This window comes from Segatella copri (assembly GCF_009495355.1).
Classification (GTDB): domain Bacteria; phylum Bacteroidota; class Bacteroidia; order Bacteroidales; family Bacteroidaceae; genus Prevotella.
This window is the reverse complement of the sequence record NZ_VZAD01000061.1, coordinates 1-21060: the sequence shown is the minus strand read 5'-3', so window position 1 is coordinate 21060 and position 21060 is coordinate 1. Positions and strand designations below refer to the sequence as shown.

12 protein-coding genes and 1 pseudogene are annotated in these 21060 nt (G+C 41.8%); all 13 read right to left on the bottom strand.

Annotation, left to right across the window (positions count from 1 at the left end; translation table 11 throughout):
- Positions 1-7 precede the first annotated feature (7 nt).
- Complete coding sequence (locus F7D20_RS07440; protein WP_158463481.1) at positions 8-1645, bottom strand: DUF4832 domain-containing protein; 1638 nt, start codon at positions 1643-1645, stop codon at positions 8-10.
- Between the two features lie 25 nt (positions 1646-1670).
- Positions 1671-3290: a SusE domain-containing protein gene (locus tag F7D20_RS07435; protein ID WP_158463480.1), complete on the bottom strand. Its 1620-nt coding sequence runs from the start codon at positions 3288-3290 to the stop codon at positions 1671-1673.
- A gap of 64 nt (positions 3291-3354) precedes the next feature.
- Complete coding sequence (locus F7D20_RS07430; protein WP_158463479.1) at positions 3355-5073, bottom strand: RagB/SusD family nutrient uptake outer membrane protein; 1719 nt, start codon at positions 5071-5073, stop codon at positions 3355-3357.
- A gap of 11 nt (positions 5074-5084) precedes the next feature.
- Positions 5085-8366 (bottom strand): TonB-dependent receptor, encoded by a 3282-nt coding sequence (locus F7D20_RS07425; protein ID WP_228114131.1) that lies wholly within the window; start codon positions 8364-8366, stop codon positions 5085-5087.
- A gap of 158 nt (positions 8367-8524) precedes the next feature.
- Entirely contained in the window at positions 8525-9895 is a 1371-nt protein-coding gene (locus tag F7D20_RS07420; RefSeq protein ID WP_367383917.1) for a DUF4832 domain-containing protein, read from the bottom strand.
- Positions 9896-10116: 221 nt separating this feature from the next.
- The gene (locus F7D20_RS07415; protein WP_228114130.1) at positions 10117-10941 is read right to left on the bottom strand and encodes a FecR family protein; all 825 of its coding nucleotides are present in this window, start codon (positions 10939-10941) and stop codon (positions 10117-10119) included.
- Between the two features lie 177 nt (positions 10942-11118).
- The gene (locus tag F7D20_RS07410; RefSeq protein ID WP_158463475.1) at positions 11119-11661 is read right to left on the bottom strand and encodes an RNA polymerase sigma factor; all 543 of its coding nucleotides are present in this window, start codon (positions 11659-11661) and stop codon (positions 11119-11121) included.
- 535 nt (positions 11662-12196) lie between these two features.
- Positions 12197-13252, bottom strand: coding sequence for a right-handed parallel beta-helix repeat-containing protein (locus tag F7D20_RS13280; RefSeq protein WP_437182658.1), 1056 nt, complete (start codon positions 13250-13252; stop codon positions 12197-12199).
- 264 nt (positions 13253-13516) lie between these two features.
- Positions 13517-14359, bottom strand: a pseudogene (locus F7D20_RS13275) (DUF4886 domain-containing protein); the annotation flags it as partial.
- Positions 14360-14427: 68 nt separating this feature from the next.
- Positions 14428-15777, bottom strand: a complete 1350-nt coding sequence (locus F7D20_RS07400; protein ID WP_194253517.1) for an alpha/beta hydrolase fold domain-containing protein — start codon at positions 15775-15777, stop codon at positions 14428-14430.
- A 29-nt stretch (positions 15778-15806) separates the two neighbouring features.
- Positions 15807-16010, bottom strand: a complete 204-nt coding sequence (locus F7D20_RS07395; protein ID WP_158463473.1) for a hypothetical protein — start codon at positions 16008-16010, stop codon at positions 15807-15809.
- A gap of 7 nt (positions 16011-16017) precedes the next feature.
- A complete protein-coding gene (locus tag F7D20_RS07390) occupies positions 16018-17862 on the bottom strand; it encodes a hypothetical protein (protein WP_158463472.1) in 1845 nt (614 codons plus the stop codon).
- Between the two features lie 553 nt (positions 17863-18415).
- The gene (locus F7D20_RS07385; RefSeq protein WP_158463574.1) at positions 18416-20443 is read right to left on the bottom strand and encodes a glycoside hydrolase family 97 protein; all 2028 of its coding nucleotides are present in this window, start codon (positions 20441-20443) and stop codon (positions 18416-18418) included.
- Positions 20444-21060 lie beyond the last annotated feature (617 nt).

The window sequence follows — 21060 nt, the reverse complement described above, 5'->3', positions numbered from 1 at the left end:
TTTTTCATTATTTAATAGTTACATCTGAAAGTTTTACCCATCCATCCGCTGTCTGATATTCATCTCGTGCAGAAATATAAATGCCTATATTGTTGTCCTTTGCTGTATCTACGATACCAACAGCCCAAGTATATTGACCAGAAGTTACACCTTCCAATGTAATCTCTGTACTGTAAGTATGAGGCTTACCCTTCACCCAATCAGAAACTTTTGGCAAAGCATCTACATAGACTTTGACAGGTTTCTCTGTATTCTTGTCCAACAAGGCAAATGCCACCTTATACTTCTGATTCCATTGAGGTAGATTAGTAGGACAATATCCCCAGCCCAAGTTAGACCAACGATGTGTTAAGGTAACCTTTGCACCAGCAGAAGCATTCTCGGGAACAGATAATTTATCTGGATAAAGACGATAACCACCCTCTGCAATGAATTCTTCTACCAAATTGTATGCTGCATTAAACCAAGAATGGGTTTCACCTGCCTGTGGATTGTTGTTGAATCGGAAATCCATCATATTCACATTAGCACCCTTAGCCTCATCAAACTCACCTTTTCTCACCTCTTTATAATTGGCATAACCATCACCCTTGATTGAACCACCATGAGATGACTCTACCCAACCGCCTTCCATAATAAATGGACATTGATAGCGATAAGTAGTAGCGATGCCGCGCTCCCAATCCTTGTAATATTGTTTCATACCAAATGCATCATGACGAAGTCCAAAACCTTTCTTGACAGCTCTTTCTATCAACTCGGCAGAATCATCAACAGGTGCTCCATCAAACTCCTTGCTACTCAATAGACAACGGTGATAGTTGATGAAGACAGGAACCTTTGTGAAAGTTTGCGACATCAAGTCGGTGATCCACTCAAACACATCGTATTTTACCTCCTTCTCTGTTCGCTTCTCTGACTCGTTGGGAGTGTCAACTGCCCAATATTTCAGGGAATGTGTTTCACCCCATTTGCCCAAACCAAATCCGCTCACATAATTGGTCACGTCTGGATCATTGTACTTAGCTGCAAAATCTTTCAAAAATTTGGCATATTTCTCCTGGAATATAGGATCGTCAGGATATGGCGACCAAACCTGCACACTACCTGTAGTAGTCACATATCCCTTGCAACCTGCTTCTTTCACATAGTTTGGAGTAAAATTATAATGCTTGTCACGGCTATCAACCACAAAAGTAAAAGCCAGTTTCAAGTTTCGCTCCTTGGCGCCATTTACTAACATACGGAATCTTCTGGCGGGTTCGGTATCTACACCATCTTGCCAAATATAAACGCCCTCTTCTGGATTGAAGTCACTCCATGCACCACGGATATAACAGGTTGTACCATAATCCGACACTTTCACAGGACCTACAGAAGACTCAAAATTATCATAGATATCCCAGAAATTATCCATCATTCCACTGCCAATACCCGTATAGATATTCCAACCCTGCAATGGGTTACGGAGGAACTTATAACGCTCTGGCTTGATATTCACAACCTTGTTACCAGAAATATTCCAACTATAATCAGTCGTTCCCAGATCATCGCTGTCGGAACATGAAGTTCCGACAACGAGAGATGAAACGATGAGTGCCAATGACATAATCGTCGTTTTGGCTCCTGACATATATTTTTCCATTTGCATAATTATCTAATATTATTGATTATTTCTTATCAAATAAAACTGTGTTGTTTCTCACATTCACCACAACAAAGTTGCAGCCCTCAGGAATAATAAAGTAAGCATAGCGGTTATGGCTCTGACCTTCTACCGTTTTCTCTTCAACGCCCAACTTGGCTGTGATGTAACCATTGTGGTCATTACGCTTAGCATCGGCTGTAGAACCAAAAGCATACACATTATTATTATGGTTATCAACGGCAAACTTCACCGAAGCCTGTACGACATTTCCTCGTTCATCCTTTTGTGAGCTACGAGGGAGCGCATCACCTTTATATACAAACACACAAGGATCTGCTAAGCTTGGGTACAGATTGAACTTATCTTGATAACCAGTGAAGGCACCAGGATCATGATCAAAAGCATTGAACGTACCATACATATACAACTTTTCTATAGTTGTCTTATAAGGGTTGATACCCAAAGTGGTGTTGTTCCAACTAACCGTTTTTGGCTGTAAATCGGTTTTGTCGGAATAGATGGTTACCGTTTTTTCTTCTTTATTCAGAACGATGCGATATACACCAGACCTTGGAATAGTCCAATAACGGGATGCCCCTGCTGTATTTGTCGTCACCTGAGTGAACGACGAAGACTGACCATCATTGATATCATGGTTACCATCCTGCATAGGAACTGCAGACATCTTCTGTTCTCCTTCAAAAGTAAACGGAATATAAAGACTACCAGAAGACAGTTCTCCACGCCAAGCATACAAGTTTTCATTCTCCAAGGTCTGGGTCATTTCAACTTGCTCACCAACAGCCGAACCAGCCAAGAACACCTGATCAGCCTCAACAACTGCACCAGCTGCAACAATCTTCACTGTTTGATTATTCATGTTGATTGTGATGCGATAAGTATCAGCTTCAGGAATGATCCAATAATTTGCATCAGAACGGTCACTGATTACAGCTGGCATCTCTCCCAATGTGGGAGTTGCAGCAACTGTTTCTGGCCCAATAGCATTCTCCTCATCTCCGAAATGAACAGGGAAATTAATCTTACCGGCATTCAACTTACCTGTAAAGGAGTAGATAGTACCATCATTGTTTGCCTCGAGCCGTACGTCCTCGTCACCGACAGCAGTACCACCCATAAACAATTCGTCTGCACTAAACTGTTTAGGTCCATAAGTCTTTACGTTCACTTTTGCCGTAGCTATATCAGGTATCACCAAACGAGGACCCTCAAAAGAAGCGGTGACAGTAAACTGCACCTCACGAATGGTACTGGTAAGTTGACCAAAATGATTGACCAAAAGTTCCTGCAATTGCTTGTTAGTATAAATACGTGAGAAATGGCCATCATCCTCATATTCCACTATCTCATCAGCAGTACTTCCAGATACACGCATTTCATACTTATAGGTGGTTATATAATCATCACCATAATCGTGAGCTGTTGTCCAGTCTAATGTCAATGCGGTAGCATCAGGATTATTCTCATCCAATTTGACAAATTCACCCGATGGCTGAAGTTCTATAACCGATTGATTTCTTGAATAAGAGTTGTCTATATCTTCATTACAAGACACCGTGAACATACTCATAGAAGATACCAGCAGCCATACTATTACTTGATTTATATTTTTTGTTTTCATCTGTAAATCTCTTTATAAAATCTATTACACAATGAACGATTTGAAGGGAGGGAATAATCCCGGCTTAATAACCAGGATTATTTGTTAGATTAGGGCACAATTCCATATCATGTGTAGGAATTGGCCAGAGGTATTCTCTATCTGGGAAAGAGCGCTTGGCACCAGTTGTACAATAACCGGCATTGAAAAGGGCAGAAAAATCTGCCAAGCCATCTTCGTCTATCTGCGGTGTCATTCCCCAGAACCAAAGTCCCTTCTCTACAACGTTCTTCAACAAATCATCCGGCTGAAGCATGATATAATTATAACCATTGAGAGCCTTTGATGCCAACTTCCATCTCATCAAGTCCTGCAAACGAGAGTTTTCCATTGCAAACTCCATACGGCGCTCTATACGAACTGCCTTTCTCAATTCCTCCTGAGAACCCATTTTTACTGCAGGATAAGCAGAAGTCTCCGAAACATCCACTCCGTAAGCACGGGCACGAACCATATTGATAGCCTTGAGTACGGAATCATCTATCTTATTTTGCTCAATCATAGCCTCCGCATACATCAAGAGTACGTCGGCATAACGCATGATGATATAGTCTTGTTCTACCTTCAAACCATTTTCCATCCAGGAGGCATCAATACCCTTTTTCCACAGCAAACCTGTATAGGAAGCATATTGATTAACCTTACGAGTATCTTGATTTGACTGAGTTTTGCCCGTGGTATAGTTCATAATGGTAGTTGCTGCAGGACTTGGGTCATACTCAAAACCGCAATGTTCTGTATTGAAAGCCACAATAGTCATGCTGCAACGAGGATCACGATTCTTAAAAGGATTACGAGGATCAAACAAAGGTGATTCGTCAATGGGCAAACCATCGGTACAGAGATAAGATGCCAGCAGATCCCAGGATGGATTGTATGAACCATACCCACCAGCATTACGTGGAAGACCATTCTTCACAATCCAAGAATCTAAAACAACATCATTTTCTATAGAGCGAGGTAATACGAAGACCTTTTCTGGGTTTACTTTGGTACTTTGCTTAAACAGTTTGGCATAATCAGGCTCCAAAGAATAAACACCTAAGTCCATACAGGCCTTTGCAGATTTTTCCGCCATTTCATAATCACCCATGTAAAGTGCAAAACGAGCTTTCATAGCCATCGCTGCACCTTTGGTAAAATGAACGGGAGCACTTTGACCATATGATACAGGAAGACCTTCGATTGCCTTATCAAAATCCGCATACACAAGAGGGATCAACTCCTCTTTTGGACGACGCCCCTTCTGTTCAGCCTCTGTAATCGTTTCTGTCCTCTCCAAATAAGGAACATCACCATAGAAGAAAATCAAATCGGCATATTTGCATGCACGGGCAAAACAAGCCTCACCCGTATAACGGTCTATCACCGACTGAGCCACGTTTCCCTCTGCTTTATGTATGTTTTCCAACATCGTGTTGGCACGGGCTATCAGCTTATAGCTCTGCTCCCACAAGGCATAAACCTCATATTGCTGACCATTCATGGTTCCATCAAGAATGGTACCCTTGCTACCTGGGTTGCGGTTCTGCAAACGATAGGTTGTATTGTCACACCATTGTTCTGAAGAATTTAATGGCTCCTGCCAATAACCCAATATGTAAAACTCATTAGCCGCCAAAGCCAACTCTGTTTCATTTGTATACCAAGAAGCTGTATTACCTTGAGACTTTGGCACCAAATCCATACTTTCACAAGAGACCAATGCCAAGCTCAAACCTGCTAAAAATATCTTAACTTTCATATACTTTTCATTTAAAAATTAACTTGAACACCAACAACCAAAGATGTAGTGATAGGATAAGCACTTGTACCCATTTCAGGATCCCAGCCCTTAGGATAATTGCTGATACAGAACAAATCAGATCCACTGATATAGAGACGAGTACGGTCTATTCCCACATACTTTGTCCAGTTTTTAGGAAGTGTATAACCCAAGGTTACATTCTTAAGACGGAAATAGGAACCATTAAACATCCAGTAGCTGGAAGTGGCATAGTTGTTATCTTTGCTCACATTGGACAGACGTGGATACTTGGCACTCGCATTCTCTGCATCAGTGTTGAAAGGACTCCAGTACTTGCCTTCAATGATTGCTGGCACATTGCCAAAATTGTTTCTGAATGGCTGCACCATCGCCTGGTCAAGATAAGCATTCTGCTTGCCTATGCCCTGGAAAGCAATGTTCAAATCGATGCCCTTCCATGAAGCACTCAAGTTGCCACCATACTGATAACGAGGAAGAGAGTTGCCCAAAGGCACTCTGTCGTACTCTGGAGAGATCTTACCATCTGGCACGCCATCAGGACCACTGATATCGCGGTATTTCAAGTCACCTACAGTCACAGAACTACTCGTTCTTGCAGAGTTTTGCACCTCATCTTGTGTCTGATAGATACCATCACAAACATAGCCATAGAACTCATTAAACAAGACCCCAGCTCTTTTAACTTTTCCACCAGAAATAATGTCAGAGTTGTTCAAATAATCTATCTTAGACAAATAGTCAGAGAAGTTAAGACCAACACTGTACTTGAAATCACCAATATGATCTTGCCAACTTACATCAATGTCATAACCATGTGTTGACATCTTTCCCGCATTGGTATTAGGACTGTTGTAACCCATCGTGTAAGGAATCTGAATGGCAAGCAACATATCTGTTGTCTTTTTCCAATAATAATCAAAATTGATATGCAGACGATTGTTCAAGAAATTAGCATCAAAGCCTAAGTCCGTACTGGTAGTAGTTTCCCAGGTGATGTCTTCCACTGCCAATACTGCAGGGCGGGCTGTCGATCCAGAAACAACACTTCCATCGGCCATATAGAATAAGGTACTGCCAAAATTCATCAAGGCTATGTATGGGAAATAGTTGCTTCCAATACGTTCATTACCCAACTTACCCCATGAAGCGCGCAATTTCAGATAAGACAACCAAGGCAAGTTTGCCTTTTGCATAAAAGGCTCCTCTGACATTACCCAACCGGCTGAGAAAGAAGGAAATGTTCCCCAACGATAATTCTTTGCAAAACGTGAACTTCCATCACGACGCACATTGGCTTGAAACAAATAACGGTTGGCATAAGAATAGAGCAAACGTCCAAAGAAAGAGTTGGAAGTATATTCTGCTCCAGTACCACTATTAGTCTGAAAATCTTCTGAACCGATGTTCAAAAAAGGATAATTTGTCAGTTCATACTGATCGCGTGCAGCAGACAAATTCTCGCTTTTCATATAATAGTTCTCAAAACCAGCCATTACCGTGATGTCATGCTTTCCAAAAGTACGCATATAGTTGGCCAGCAACTGGCTTGTGACATGCCAATTGTCGTTACGTCCTTCAGTAAGTTTGTTGGTGGCATAAAGAGAACCTGCATCCAGATAGCCTCCGATGACATCTGGGTCGTCAGGCAATGTGTACCAACATGCCAATTTAAACTGCTTGCTCTTTTGATAATTGATGAAAGGAGAAATTATAGCCGAAAGACTCAGACCTGTCAATGGTTTATAGGTCAAAGAACCTTTACCAGACAACTGTGTACTATGAGATACCGTACTACCACCATTCTTCAACAGTCCATAGGGATTGGAACCACTTTTTCCAGAGGCGATACGACCATCACTCCACATTGCAGGATAAATAGCTGGCATCAGACGCATTGTGCTGAATGGATCATAAATCTGATTACGGCTCTTGGCATGACGAATGCTCACATCCAAGGATGCACTCAATTTCTTATTGATATTAAAATCGTTGTTAGCACGGAACATATAACGTTGGAATCCACGACCATCGTAAAGACCATCCACCTCATCATAAGTCAAGGTTGCAACAGATTTCACCGCCTTGTTTCCACCAGACACTGTCAAAGAGTGAGTCATACGAGGTGCACTGCTGTTCAATATCAAACCTTGCCAATCGGTTATAGGATAATTATTGGGATCCGTCTGATTGTATTTCACCCAATTCTTAGTCTGGTCTGCAGTATATACTTGAAAAAATCCACCTGAAGGATTGTCGTTATACTGTAACTCGTTGTTCATTTCCAAATAACGGGTCACACCAACCATGCTGGGCTGCCTGGTACGGATTTCCCATCCAAACTCAGCATTATACTTCAAGTCTATCTTACCCGTATCATTGCCACGCTTTGTAGTCACAAGAATAACTCCTGCGGCGGCCTTTGATCCATAGATACTTGCTGCGGCAGCATCCTTCAACACAGAAATGCTCTCCACATCATTGGCATTCACATAGTCCAATGTGCTTTCTACGCCATCCACTATAACCAAAGGACTTGATTCACCAATGGTTGTGATACCACGCACACGGATGCTGCTCGCACCAGAACCTGGCGCAGATGAATTACGAGATACCGTCACACCAGAAAGAGAGCCTTGCAATGCGTTTGAGAGCATTGTCGTACGCTTGTTGACCAATTCGTCACCCTTGACAGCAGCAACAGCACCTGTCAGATCCTTCTTCTTCACTGTACCATAGCCAATCACCACAAGCTCGTCCAAGCTGTTGGTATTCTCCTGCAACTCGACATCGTACTTACTCTTAGAGCCACTAATCTTGACCGTTTGGTCATTAAAGCCAATATAGCTCACCACCAATTCTGCCCCAGAAGGAACTTCCAACTCGAAATTACCATCCATATCGGTAACGGTGACGATGTTGGTACCTTTTACTTTCACTGTGGCACCTATCAATGGTTCATTGTTGCCATCGCCAACCACACCCTTAATTTTTCTGCCCGCAGTTCTCTTACTTTCTCTCTGGAACGTTTGCTTGTTAACTTTCTCGCCTAAGGAGATGGTAACTTGGCGGTCATTGATGTGATACTTAAGTCCTGTCTGCGAACAAACAGCAGCCAAGATGTCTTCTACAGATTTGCCTTTTGTTGCAACATTGACTTTCTTTGTCAATAAGTTCTTTACATGCTGGTCATACACAAATACATACTTGCTATGGCGCTCAATGTAATCAAAGACCTGCTTCACCGTAGAATCGTCTGCCTTTAAAAGCATAGTTTCCCCCAATTCGGTTAACGAAATGTTTGAAGCTTGTAACGAAACAACTGGGAATGACAGTAACCCTGCCAAACATAGCATTCTTATGCCAGTGCCCGTTTTTCCAACAATAGTAGTTAGGTTCATAAGCTTATTCTTTTTAGTTATTATGATGATTAATTAATTTTTATTGTTCCTAATCTGAGCCATCCATTTCTTTGGCAGTTCTGGTCGACCGCCATGATTATTCCAGGCTCATTCCGTTGAGTAGTATCTACCAATGCAACTTGCCAGGTATAGGTTCCCTTAGGAATGCCCAGTAAGCTGACAGATGTGATATATTCTCCGTCTTTTCCCTTTATCCACTGCGAGAGGTCAGAGTCTGTCACCACAAAAGTCTTCACCCTGTTTCCTGCCTGATCACTCAAGGAGAAGCAAACTTTGTACTTTTGGTTCCATTGTGGTATATTGGTAGGACAATAGCCCCATCCCAGATTTCTCCATTGATGTCGTATGCTAACCATTCCATTCTTATCAGCTTTATCTGGAAGGACTATTTTCACAGGATAAAGACGATATCCACCTTCTTGTGTGAATCTTTTTATCAGGTCAAAACATTTGCCAAACCAGGAACGGGTCTCATCATTGATACGCAAATCCATCATGTTGACATGTGTCTCCTCGCCAATTTCATACTCCCCCTTTCGTACGTCCTCAGAATGTCCTTCTCGATACTTGCCACATGGGTCTATCCAATAGCGATGATGAGCCTTGGTAATCCATCCTCCCTCAAAGATGATGGGACGCCGGAAAAACCACTTCTTTGCAAAATTCTTTTCCCAATCTTTATAATACCCTGTCATTCCAAATGCATCATGGCGGAGGCTATATCCTTTGGCTATCGCTTCCTCCAGCATTTGCTTGCTATGAAGATTTGGAGCAGCCCAACTCAGCGTATCACCTACAAGTCGATGATAGTTAATCAAAATTGGGACTTTCTTAAAAGTGCGACTATACAAGTCGGTTATCCAGTTGAAAACTTGTTGTTTGTATTTTTTATCTTGATACCTTACCGCATGCGACTCTCCCCATTTTCCCAATCCATAGGCATCTATAAAATCTACCACATCTGGATTATCAAAGTAATCGGCAAAAGCCTGAATAAACTTCCCGTATTTTTCCTGAAACACAGGATCGTCAGGATATGGCGACCAAATTTTTGGATTGTTGGGGTCTTGGAAGCCTTTTGCTCCTGCCTCTTTTACATAAATAGGAGTATTCTGCCCTTGGTCTCTGCTATCCACAACGATGCGGAAAGCCAGACGGAGTTTTCTTTTCCTTACGCTTTGAAAAAGTTTGCTAATGCGGGAATCTTTATCCTGCCATTGATATTTTCCTTCTTCAGGTTCCAAAGAACTCCAACTCGTACGCAAGTAGCATGTGCTCGCGTAGTCAGACACCTTGACTGTCTTACCTTCTCCCACAGGCATGGCATCATACCCTTCCTTTGCCCAGAAATTTTCATCCCAGGTTCTTCCTAAATACATAACCCACCCCGTAAGCGGATTTTTCAACACATGCACTGTATCAGGTTCAAAGCTGTACACTCTCACTTTTGCCTCCATACGATATGCTCCACAAAGCATAGTAAAAAGCGCAAATATTTGCAAAATATACTTAAATTTCATACGCTATTTAGGTTTTTGTGATACAAAGTCCCCTTACCCATAGGAGGGCACTTTCTTTGCTAAAAAATATTAATGTTTTATTAATTGGTTACTATATAGATTTCACCATTTTTCCGTATGGTCTTAATCTTTACCATTCCCTTGATAGTTTTCAGGACATCCATAACCGAATCCTGCAACACAAGTTTTCCATATAAAGGCGTAGAATTAACATGATTACAAACTATTTTCACGCCATAATACTGGCTAAGCATCTCTGCTATATCATTCACACTTTCGCCTTGCAATGTCAACACGCCATCCATCCACGAAGTATAATCCTGTGCATCTACCTGCGTCTTTTCCACAAAAGACCCATTCTCGACAACAACCTTTTCAGATGGCTTCATACGCACCAGGTCTTTGTTATCTGTAGTAATCTCTACAGAGCCTTTTGCCAATACCACACTTGACTTACTGTCATCATAATTGGATATATTAAAACGCGTACCCAACACCTTGACTTTAAATTTTCCACTATTCACAACAAAAGGATGCTCAGCATCATGAGCCACCTCAAAATAAGCTTCTCCCTTTATCGAAACCTCGCGTCGTTCTGCGCCCTGGAAAGTTTTAGGATAACTTAGTGTTGTACGGGAGTTAGCCACAAGTTTGGTGCCATCAGAAAGCATGATGGTCATTTTCTCTCCCACAGGCACGATAATATGTTGCATCTCCATTTTTTTAGTACAAGCAGTTAATGTCTCAACACGGCGAGTATCTAAAATCTTCCAAAGACCCAGGCAAACAAACGTCAACAAGATACAAGCTGCAACTGACACACGAGCCCACTGGCGACGATGCGATCGACGCTGTTCGTCATGAATCTTCATGAATGTCTTCTGCTTAATCGAGTTTGAATCCATTTTTTTAGGAAAAGACTGCTCCACGAAAGACCGCAATTTAAGGTCCTCCACAGAGTCGTCATATTTATAATTATTAATATTATCTTCCATTTTTCTATTGTTCTTTTATAAGAAGACGCTTTCCTTATTTATATCTATAGGTGCATCTCTCATTATTTTTCCTACTTTTAGCAAAAATCAGCCATGTTTCAACTTCCTTTTCAAAGTGGTCATTGCAAAACCGATATGATAATTGACCGTTGCAAGAGAAATATCCAACATTTCTGCTATTTGCTGATATGGCACTCTCTCTATCTTTGCCAAGAAGAAAACGTGTTTACATTTCGGCGGCAATGCCTCTATGGCCAACTGAAGAGACCTCATCTCTTCGACCGAAATCATATGATCAGCAGGAGTTTCTGTCACAGGAAAACAAAACTGAGTCATTTCGTCCATAGAAACATCCAGATGTCTCTTCTTTTCTTTCCTGAGACAAGAAATAGATTTACGATAGACCAGAGTGTTGAGCCAGGCTTTCATATTCTCAACTTCTACTATCTTTTTTCTGTTTTTCCAAACCTCCAAGAAAACATCACTGACTATTTCCTCAGCCATCTCCTTATTATACAGTATTCCGTATGAATGGTAATAAAGCCCATCCATATATCTGTTCATAAAACTGTTAAAGGCGAGCTCATTTCCTTGAGCAATCAGTAACATTTCTCGTTCCAGATCTTCCATTCTTCAGTTATTTAGGTTACAATAGGACTTTCCCAAAACTTTAGGGCACCCTTTCACCAATAGAGACGCAAAGGTATCAAAAATATATAAGTTAAAAACAAAGAAAACGCCATCTTTTAATCTTTTTAACATTACATTTAACTGCTGTAATTACTCAGCACCCATATTGTCATGAGTTGTTACGTTAATATTGTGAGTCAACGTGTATTATCAATAAAACTTAAAGTGGTCAACTAAAATCGTTAAACCACAAACTAAAATCGTTAAACCACAAATGCAATAGGCTTCAACTGCTTACGAAGCCGCTTTCATTGCTCTACGCAATAGGCTTCATTGACTATCGAAGCCGCTTTCATATTGTGGTTTAACGATTTTAGCCCATCATGATGAGCATTTTTGCCCATAAGGATGAGCAGAATTGCTCATCCTTATGAGGAAAAGTGCCCGTACTATTGGGCAGAAATGCCCAAAGCCTTGGGGAGTCTTGGGCAAAACCATGGGGAACCTTGGGCAAAAAGCATGGTGACACTCCATATCATAGCCTATACTTTTTACCACGATATATGCAAATACCTTTCTGTCGCTTGCTTACACTAACACCCAATACATTATAGGCAAAAGGACTTTTTACAACATCTGCCATCACCTTTTCCACATTGTGAATACCAGTACTTACCGCCACGAAAGCTCCAGGAAAACTATTATCCAGACGAGAGTTACCAAGTTGATCTACGGAGACATCAGCTGCATCAAATCCCCATTCATTCACCTTGTCATTGAGGTCATTTACCAGCACTCCTGCCTTGACCGAAGCCAATGGTTTCAATACACCATTAGTTAGTGTCGCATCACCAAAAACCGCAGCATAGTCATCAAGTAAATTTCCATCACCTTCTTCTGTGGCAAGATTATCGCCACAAATAATTGAGTTGATAAATTTCAAGTTCTGTACTCCAGCAAGTTGCAACTGTCCATTTCCCTCGTTGCCAGCAAGTGTACAGCTAATAATAAGCAACTCATTCTTGTAGTCATTATTCTTTCCGTTGGCAAAGACAGCTCCGCCAGAAGTTGCGATGTTGCCATAGATGGTGGAATTAACAATCGCGGTACGTTGAGCATGCTGTACACAAACTGCACTTCCTGTACCTTCTTTTACTTTGTTTCTTGCAATCAGACAACGCTCAAACGTACTATATCCCTTTGTTCTGTTGTTGGATGACAGACGAATGGCTCCTCCACGGCTTCCAGCCTCATTGTCGGTAAAATCACATTCGAGCAAATGAGAAGTGCTATATTCTGCACGAAAGGCTATACCACCATAACCAAGAGATCTGTTTTGATAGAAACGACAATTCTTTACGACAGCATTTCCACAATCTTTGAGATACAATGCACCGAGCTGTGCATTACTGGCCGTGTTGGAACAATAAGCTCCGGTGAACTCGATGCCCTGGATACATAACTCTTTCTCCTTTTCCAGGGAGCCCGTAAAATCAGCCGAGATTATTTGACTCAAATCGCCTGCGTCAAAGGTATTCGAATGATTGGAATCACCTGAGAATACTGTGGGATTAAGAGAAGGATAAACCATATTCGGAATGTTTACACCCGTCAAACTTGGATCACACCCTCCTATAAGTTTACAAGGCTCCGTGATTGTAATTGTGGTCTGAGGATAGTAGGTACCTCCTGCAAAATAATAAGTATCACCAGGATTGCCATTGGCTATATGGTTCATAAAACCGCTCAAGGAAAAAGCTTTGTCCCATGATGAACCATCTCCATCTTCTGTCAATCTGGAATCATTGTCAGGCCTCACAAAATAGACTTTAGCACCTATTGTATTCTGGATATAATTCAAGTCTGTTACTGCATCTGGTGTTTTGCATGCTTCATGCGCTGCAGTCTGAGCTGCAATTTTAAGACTTTCACTCATATTAGGAGCCACAAAAGAACATCCTATAGGGTTGACACCCAATACAGCCTCCAGCCAAGTGCAGGCAGCAGTATACCTACCATAATAAACATTCAGATGCTGTCCGTCACGATTCATCCTATCACCGATAAACGTAGTACGGGCATTCTGAACAGCCGTTCCCACCGGTACAAGAATATCAAAACCATAATTAGTGACACACTGCCGTGCTGCATCAACTATGGCATGATACATGGTAAGCTGATCCTTGTTGTAATTAGCAAAACCAGAATGAGTGCAGTTGGCTGCATAAGCCCATGTCTGATGCCATATCAACTTCACATTTTCAGGTGCCAAATTTCTGATATAGCTGATAAGGTAACTAAGATATGGAGTATAGGTTTCATACAGACCAGACAAAGGACTGCCTTGCTGTAAACTGACATAATCCCACTTTTCGTCTTTCAATGCTGTTTCTAAGGTAACACCTTCCTTAGAAACCTTCATTCCGTCAACCCCTATCTTACGATAAGAATACGCAGCCGTATTGTTCTGGGCATTGTTGTAATGACGTTCCAGGGTACAGCCACCAATGTACATATTGGCTATAATTGTTTGCTTCCCGGAGGCTTCTGCCAGTTGGTGTAGATAATTCTCTATGGCATCTTGCGAGAAACTGTTTCCTATGGCGAGTATACGAATAACACCATCATCGCTTGCATAGGCATGAATGTTGATTACTAATAATAAAAGTAATGACAGAAAATATTTCATCGTTCTCATAACTATGTTGTTGTTTTGGTTAGAATAAATATTACTTTCAAGTTTCATCTATATGTACGTTATAGTTACTACATATAGCCGTGTTTACACAAAAAAGCCGACAACAGCAACAACAGCCTGTCGTAGTCATCAGTCAAAGGTTTACGATAATAGAATATCGGATGATGCCTTCCCTCGAAAAGGTGAAACTCACATTCGTTCCCTTTTCGGCGCACTTCATCAACATATTGTCCTGCTACCTCCCTCTTCGTAAATTCATCTTTCGTCCCCATGCAAAGAAGCATTGGAGGCATACCATCACGCACCGACTTCATAGGCAAAGCCAAAGTAGGATATTCCAGCAACAGCAAATCAGGAACAGAAAGGCTGTCTGCCCCCATGCGGTCTATGCTACCCAAAAGGGCAGACATACATCCTCCCGCAGAAGCTCCACCCACAGCCACTCGATGGGGGTCGATATCTAATGTTCGAGCATTTTCCCTCATCCATTTTACAGCATCCTTGGCATCTTCCAAAGCATCTTGCCATGAAGAACCATATAGATAAGATATACGATAATCAAAAGATACCGCCAGCACGCCCTTGCTTGCCAGATAAGCAGACTCTTTGTAGAACTGTAAAGGAGAGCCATACTTCCAACCACCCGCAAAGAACCAAGCCACAGCCGAATGCTGCGCCTGCCCTTGCGGACGAAAGACATGGGCATACAGACTTTCGCCCGAAGGCAGCAACTTGTAAGCCACTCGATCCACCCGATAAGCATGAGGCGGCTGCATTAAAAGTTTGCCCAAGGCTGCAAACCACACATTCGCCATATGTTCACGCCCCAAGCGGTTAGGATGCACTTTGTCCTGAATGGTCATTGTCGCCCAATGGAATCCCTTGCTTTGGTCCACCAATACAACATGATCATTATGTAAAGCCTTCACCATCTTGGCTATCTCTTTATTCAACTTTGGAATATAAGAGTATTTGGGTAGCTTACCACTCTCCACCACTTGTGCCATCAAGATAGTCGCATTCGGATTAATGAGCAAGATGGAAGAAATAATCTTACGATATGCAGCAATCATTCCTTTGACGGGGTTCTCCTCTGAAAAGTGGTTGTGCCCAGCATGAAGCAACACAAAATCAGCAGGATACTTGCTGTAGATACTGTCTATTCTGGCAGCAAGAAACTCAACGTTTTTACCACTGAAGCCACAATGATTCAACTTGCCGATACGACACTCGCTTTGACGCGGCCCGATGAAATCGAAGTCATAACCAGCCGAGTACAGTTGCTCCCATAGAGGATAGAGATAAGAAGAAAAATTACTTCCCCCTTCCGTAATAGAATCACCCAAACCCATAACAGTAAAGCGTTTCTGCTGCCCCTGTACTAAAGCAGTCGTACTCCAAAGGAGCACAACTGCCATGAATATTCTTTTTATTAAATACATTCCAACTAATAATTCAATCCCCAGACATACTGCACAGAGTCGGCATCTTCCTCATCTTCTTCAAAATCAAATGGGTCGGTAAAAGGCTTCGCTAATTGCTCAGCACCACTCACCTCATTATTAAAGCCAATAGAGGCTGCCAGGATTATACTGTCTACCGACATCTCACAAATACTTATGGAAGGGCATATATATTTCTTTTTCATCATGAATGCTTTATTTTACAACAAACTTCTTACCATTCACAATGCAAATACCTTTCTGCAATCCCTTCTGCTGCATACCTTGCAGATTATATATCTTGCCTGCCATCTTGCCTACCTCTGTCACTTCTTTGATACCAGTATCCACACCACCCAGAGCAAAGCCCTTGGCAGCACTTGCCTCTCCTGCTACTGCAAGATAAGCCTTGTTGGCACTATTGGTGAAAGCTGCACCATTCTCAGCATCCCAATAGAAACCTATGCCTTTGTCTTTATCATTAGCAAGTTTATAGAACTTGGCACCTACTTCATCAGAAGTTGTCAGCGACTCATCGCTTGTACCCTTCAACAGATTGACATCCTCGGAAGTTTCCTCTAATTTCAATGCCACCTCATAGTCATTCTTTGCACCATTTAACAAGAGAGCCGACTTAGCTGGCACGACACTACCCGAGCCATACTTGTAATCAACGACCAAAGTTCCTTCTACCTTTGCATCGGTCACTACGCCACCCTTTACTCCTTCTGGCATCATATAACCGAAGTCATGATAATAAGTAGCGTATTTTGTATCCGTAATTCCGAACTTACCCTTCAAAGGCTTTGCCACTACTGCTCCAGGAACAGCAATATCACCACGAGAAACGCCATTGATATCCTGTTTCAAGTTTTGACCAAGGCTCCAATCTTTCGCTATTGCCTCCATCTGCACTTGGGTTGCACCATAAGGTGCTGCCACAGGACCATTTGTCACAGCATTATTGCCAAAGATGCTACTCAAGGTGTTGTCGTCACTTACAAAATCAGAAGTTTTCCATGCAGAGGTAGGAGCTGTACCAACCTTATACATACCTATTATATTATAGCCATTGGAAAGAACCTGCTTTGGCTTGTCTTGGAGAGAAATAGCAGGAGTCGTACCATCACCGACTATGATAGAATTAGCTATACGAATAACTGCATCTTTTCTGCCCAACACTTGTGCGCCACCCATATTCCCGGCTACAGTAGAATTGATAAGTGTAATCTGGCGTGCATAATTGCTATCGGCACCTATAGAGAAGATGGCACCAACCTCACCCTCTGTACCAGAAACATTTTCTGTTATAACAGAATTGATAATATTCAACTCTTGACCATGATTAAAAAAGATGGCACTACCAAGAGAACTTGCCTTATTGCCAGAAACAAGACAACGATTCAAGGTTGTATAACCCTTCGTTGCACCATCTGAAGTCAATTTGATAGCACCACCACGACCTATAGACTCATTATTTATAAACTTGCAATCAGTAAAGTTTACCGTACTACGCTCTAATAAGCATGCGGGTCCACCATGATTATTATCCTTTGAATAAACAGAAATATTCTTATCAAAGATACAATTCTGCACATCAACCCAACCGCTATTATCAACTCTCAACGCCGAAGTCTTCGTCTGATTTACATATGCCCCGGTAAATGTGATATTTTTTAGAACGAAATGCTTAGAATCGTCACCATTTTTTGTATCCAATTTTATGAAAAGCAAAGATGGAGCATCACCTTCATTAGCAACACCATCACCATTTACATCTCCAGAGAAAACTGTAGGTGTCCCAGTAGTAGCTCCAATAAAAGAATACCCATTAGAAACAGTAGGCACTTTAGCTGGAACATAATACGTTCCTCCCTGAAAATAAAAAACATCTCCATTTTGATACTCATTGATTTTACCGCACATCTCGGTAAAGGCAATGGCATTTTCCCAAGAAGAGCCACTTTTTTCACCAGAACCATCAACGCTGACATAATAATCAGTTGCAAAACTTGCAGATGCACAAAGCACACCTGCCAACATCAAAGTAAATCTTTTCATATTCATCCAATTTAGGTTGTTAGTAAAAAACTTTAGTTATTTACCTTATAGGTCGCAAAGAAAAGAAAAAGATATAGGTAAAATATATAAAAAATATCTATATATATTCCTATCAACGATTCTATAAGCTATTTGACATACTAATAAGGAAAGGGATTTATCAGCAGCAAGAACTGAGAAGACAAGACTAAAACTTGTTGAAAAGATCCAACCTATAAGGAAAACTGTTCTACTCAACTTTCGCAAGCGGAAAGTCAGAGGGGAGTTAAGAGAAATTAAGGGACAAATGCCTTTGTGGACTTGCCCCATCCCCATTCTCTCAAGGCTGTTGTCCCTTAACTTCCCGAACGACCGAAGGGAGTGATAACTTCCCCTTACTTCTATAACTTCCATACATGCGAGACTTCAGTACCTATATAATAAAAGCAGTAACAGCTTCATTTTGTTGCTGTTACTGCTTTTCCCTATGATCACAAAGTAAATTTCTGTGTTTCGATGGTTTATCCGACAGCCATCCTGCCGTTTTGTCGCTTATATAAGTCGTTCAACGACATTATTCTACGATAGCTGTCCAGCCACCACCTGGTGCAAGATGTATCTGGAGCTTATCGTCAGAAGTTACCTGTCGATAAGTATGTTTGTAATCTGTGGCCTCACGGTCTGCATTGATACCATCGGCAAAGATATTAGCCTTGCCATTCATTTTTTCCAATTTACCTGTTGTGTCATTCGGTGTTACTAAACGGGAAAGATCGACAGTAAGATCACGAGCCTGCCAATTGTTCATCGCGGCTATATACCATTTATTGCCTTTCCTCTTGGCTACAACCACGTATTCACCGAGCTTTCCATCCAAAGGAACCACCTGATCATAAACTGTAGGTATCTGCGAGATAAAGTCGGTACACTCCTGATTCTGCATATACTTGGTTGGACTATCGGCCAGCATCTGCAAAGGTGCTTCAAAGATCGTGTACATCGCCATCTGATGTACTCTCGTACCCTGACTCATCGGATGGTCGTTGTTGCCGAAAAACTGCGAGCGAACGGCATTCACCATAGCTCCCGGGGTATAGTCGAAGGAACCAGGAAGAGCACGGAGGAAAGGAATCGTCACATCGTATCTTGGCTGATCATGCAGTGGACCAACACCTGTACGAGGTTCCCACTTGGAATTTTCCAAGCCTTTCACTCCCTCGATATTCACGATGTTAGGATAAGAGAACTGTACGCCAAACGGACGCATGCCGTGCAGGTCGAGCAGAAGTTGATGCTTTGCTGCACATGCCGCGATTTCATAAACAGAATTGATGGCTTTCTGGTCGTCTCGGTCGAAGAAATCTACCTTGAATCCCTTCACACCCATATCGCCATAATGCTTCATGATTGCCTCCATTTTATCATGTCCACGCTGTACGAGATTACGCCATGAAGACCAGAGAATCACTCCCACACCATTTTCTTTGGCATAATTGATGATGCCTGCCATATCCATCTTGTCGGAGAATGTCAGCAAATCTTCCGGGTCACTCCATCCTTCGTCGATGATGATATATTCCAGATGGTTGTTCCTGGCGAAATCCACAAAGTACTTGTAAGTCTCTGTATTGATACCCGCACGGAAGTCTACACCTGTTATATTGGTATTATTCCACCAGTCCCAAGCTACTTTTCCCGGCTTTATCCACGAAGTGTCCTTGACACGGCACGCAGGACCGAGAACTTTGGCAATATCATTACCCACCAGTTGCTTGTCCTCATCCGTAACAAGGACTATACGCCAAGGCAACTTGGTTACTTTTTCTGCAATATAATTAGCCCGTTCGGTAGGAACTAAGTTCAGACGGGCATAGCCTCCTATCTCCTCTTTTAATGGTAATGGAGGAAAGGCTGCATGTATCGAATAATCCGTAGATGCATCTGAAGAGAACACTCCTGAAGCTGTAGAGGAAGGTGTTCCTTTCAAGAGATACATACCAGGATAATTTTCCACATCAGCTTCCATCACTACTGCCTTCTTTCCGTCAGGTAAGCTAACAGCAAGAGGGGTGATGGCAAGAGAATCCTTATACATCTTAGACAGTGGGGCCTCGTCATAATATGACTCAAAGGAATAACACCAACGTTCCCCTCCCCGATTATCATTCACGTAGGGAACAAATGCCTGATAATCGCCAGTGAAGCGATATTCCGAAGTTTCATTAAGCACCTTGTTGATCATCTTTTTAGGGATGATGCGATAAGCTGCGGCATTCATGAAGGCCCGGAATTCCACATCGTACCCATTGCAGGAAAGGAGCAGTCGCTGATAACCACCTTTATCATCGTTTTTCCAGTTGGTGACAGATGCTTTACGCACTTTGGGATTCACACCAAAAGTCTGCTTATCAGTCTGTAAGGAGATAACAGATGGCTGCAGCACCTGAGTTTTTCCCTTGGCTACAGCCCATGTTATAGACTTATCCACATGGACGTTGACAACCAAATCTCCCAATAATGATTGTATCGTATATACTTTAGCCGTTATTGGCAAGCCGCATACGAGGGCTAACATGAAGGATGTAATAAATTTAGTTCGCATCATAATAAATGGTTTTAGTGACACATTTGCGAAAGGTGAGTTGTTTAATCTTATCTTTTTGATCGAAGACCCTGCAAAGTTACGATAATATCATGAAACAGCAAACAAAAGGGGAAAAAAAAGACTAACTGATCACACCTTTTCGGAGATATTATGCCACAAGATGCCAAGCGGCTAAAATAGAAAAACGGATTTCAGCTCTCGTGAGCCAAAACCCGTTTCCATTTCTATAATCTCTCTAATAAATTGTTCTTTAGAAAAAGGTGGAGTGCTTAGTCAAGCTTGTTCTCCACATTCACTGCCTGGGCAATCATTACTGCCACAACGGCAAAAGTCATCATGAATACCATAATCTTTTTACCTTTAAACTGAATTAATACTTATTGAATATATATAGCGTTATGCTTTAATATCCTTTTGACGATGCAAAGGTACGGCATTTTCTGTGTGTGCGCAAACATTTCGAACAATAAAGTGTAATTTCTACTCTTTTTTTGACTCAGGTCAAGTTCTTACCCGGTATTTTAAAGCTTTTGCCCTTACAGGTAGGGTGTTCAAAATCCGTTTAAAATCCGACGCATTTTTTACCTATGGTATTGATGCGTTTCACTGCCAAA

Excerpts from the sequence above, each read along its gene's own strand:
- F7D20_RS07390 (WP_158463472.1), bottom strand. The coding sequence starts at position 17,862 with ATGAAAAGATTTACTTTGATGTTGGCAGGTGTGCTTTGTGCATCTGCA.
- F7D20_RS13280 (WP_437182658.1), bottom strand. The coding sequence starts at position 13,252 with ATGGTTTATCCTTCTCTTAATCCCACAGTATTCTCAGGTGATTCCAAT.
- F7D20_RS07400 (WP_194253517.1), bottom strand. The coding sequence starts at position 15,777 with ATGGCAGTTGTGCTCCTTTGGAGTACGACTGCTTTAGTACAGGGGCAG.
- F7D20_RS07385 (WP_158463574.1), bottom strand. The coding sequence starts at position 20,443 with ATGCGAACTAAATTTATTACATCCTTCATGTTAGCCCTCGTATGCGGC.
- F7D20_RS07415 (WP_228114130.1), bottom strand. The coding sequence starts at position 10,941 with ATGGATTCAAACTCGATTAAGCAGAAGACATTCATGAAGATTCATGAC.
- F7D20_RS07420 (WP_367383917.1), bottom strand. The coding sequence starts at position 9,895 with ATGTATTTAGGAAGAACCTGGGATGAAAATTTCTGGGCAAAGGAAGGG.
- F7D20_RS07440 (WP_158463481.1), bottom strand. The coding sequence starts at position 1,645 with ATGGAAAAATATATGTCAGGAGCCAAAACGACGATTATGTCATTGGCA.
- F7D20_RS07395 (WP_158463473.1), bottom strand. The coding sequence starts at position 16,010 with ATGATGAAAAAGAAATATATATGCCCTTCCATAAGTATTTGTGAGATG.
- F7D20_RS07435 (WP_158463480.1), bottom strand. The coding sequence starts at position 3,290 with ATGAAAACAAAAAATATAAATCAAGTAATAGTATGGCTGCTGGTATCT.
- F7D20_RS07410 (WP_158463475.1), bottom strand. The coding sequence starts at position 11,661 with ATGGAAGATCTGGAACGAGAAATGTTACTGATTGCTCAAGGAAATGAG.
- F7D20_RS07425 (WP_228114131.1), bottom strand. The coding sequence starts at position 8,366 with ATGCTTTTAAAGGCAGACGATTCTACGGTGAAGCAGGTCTTTGATTAC.
- F7D20_RS07430 (WP_158463479.1), bottom strand. The coding sequence starts at position 5,073 with ATGAAAGTTAAGATATTTTTAGCAGGTTTGAGCTTGGCATTGGTCTCT.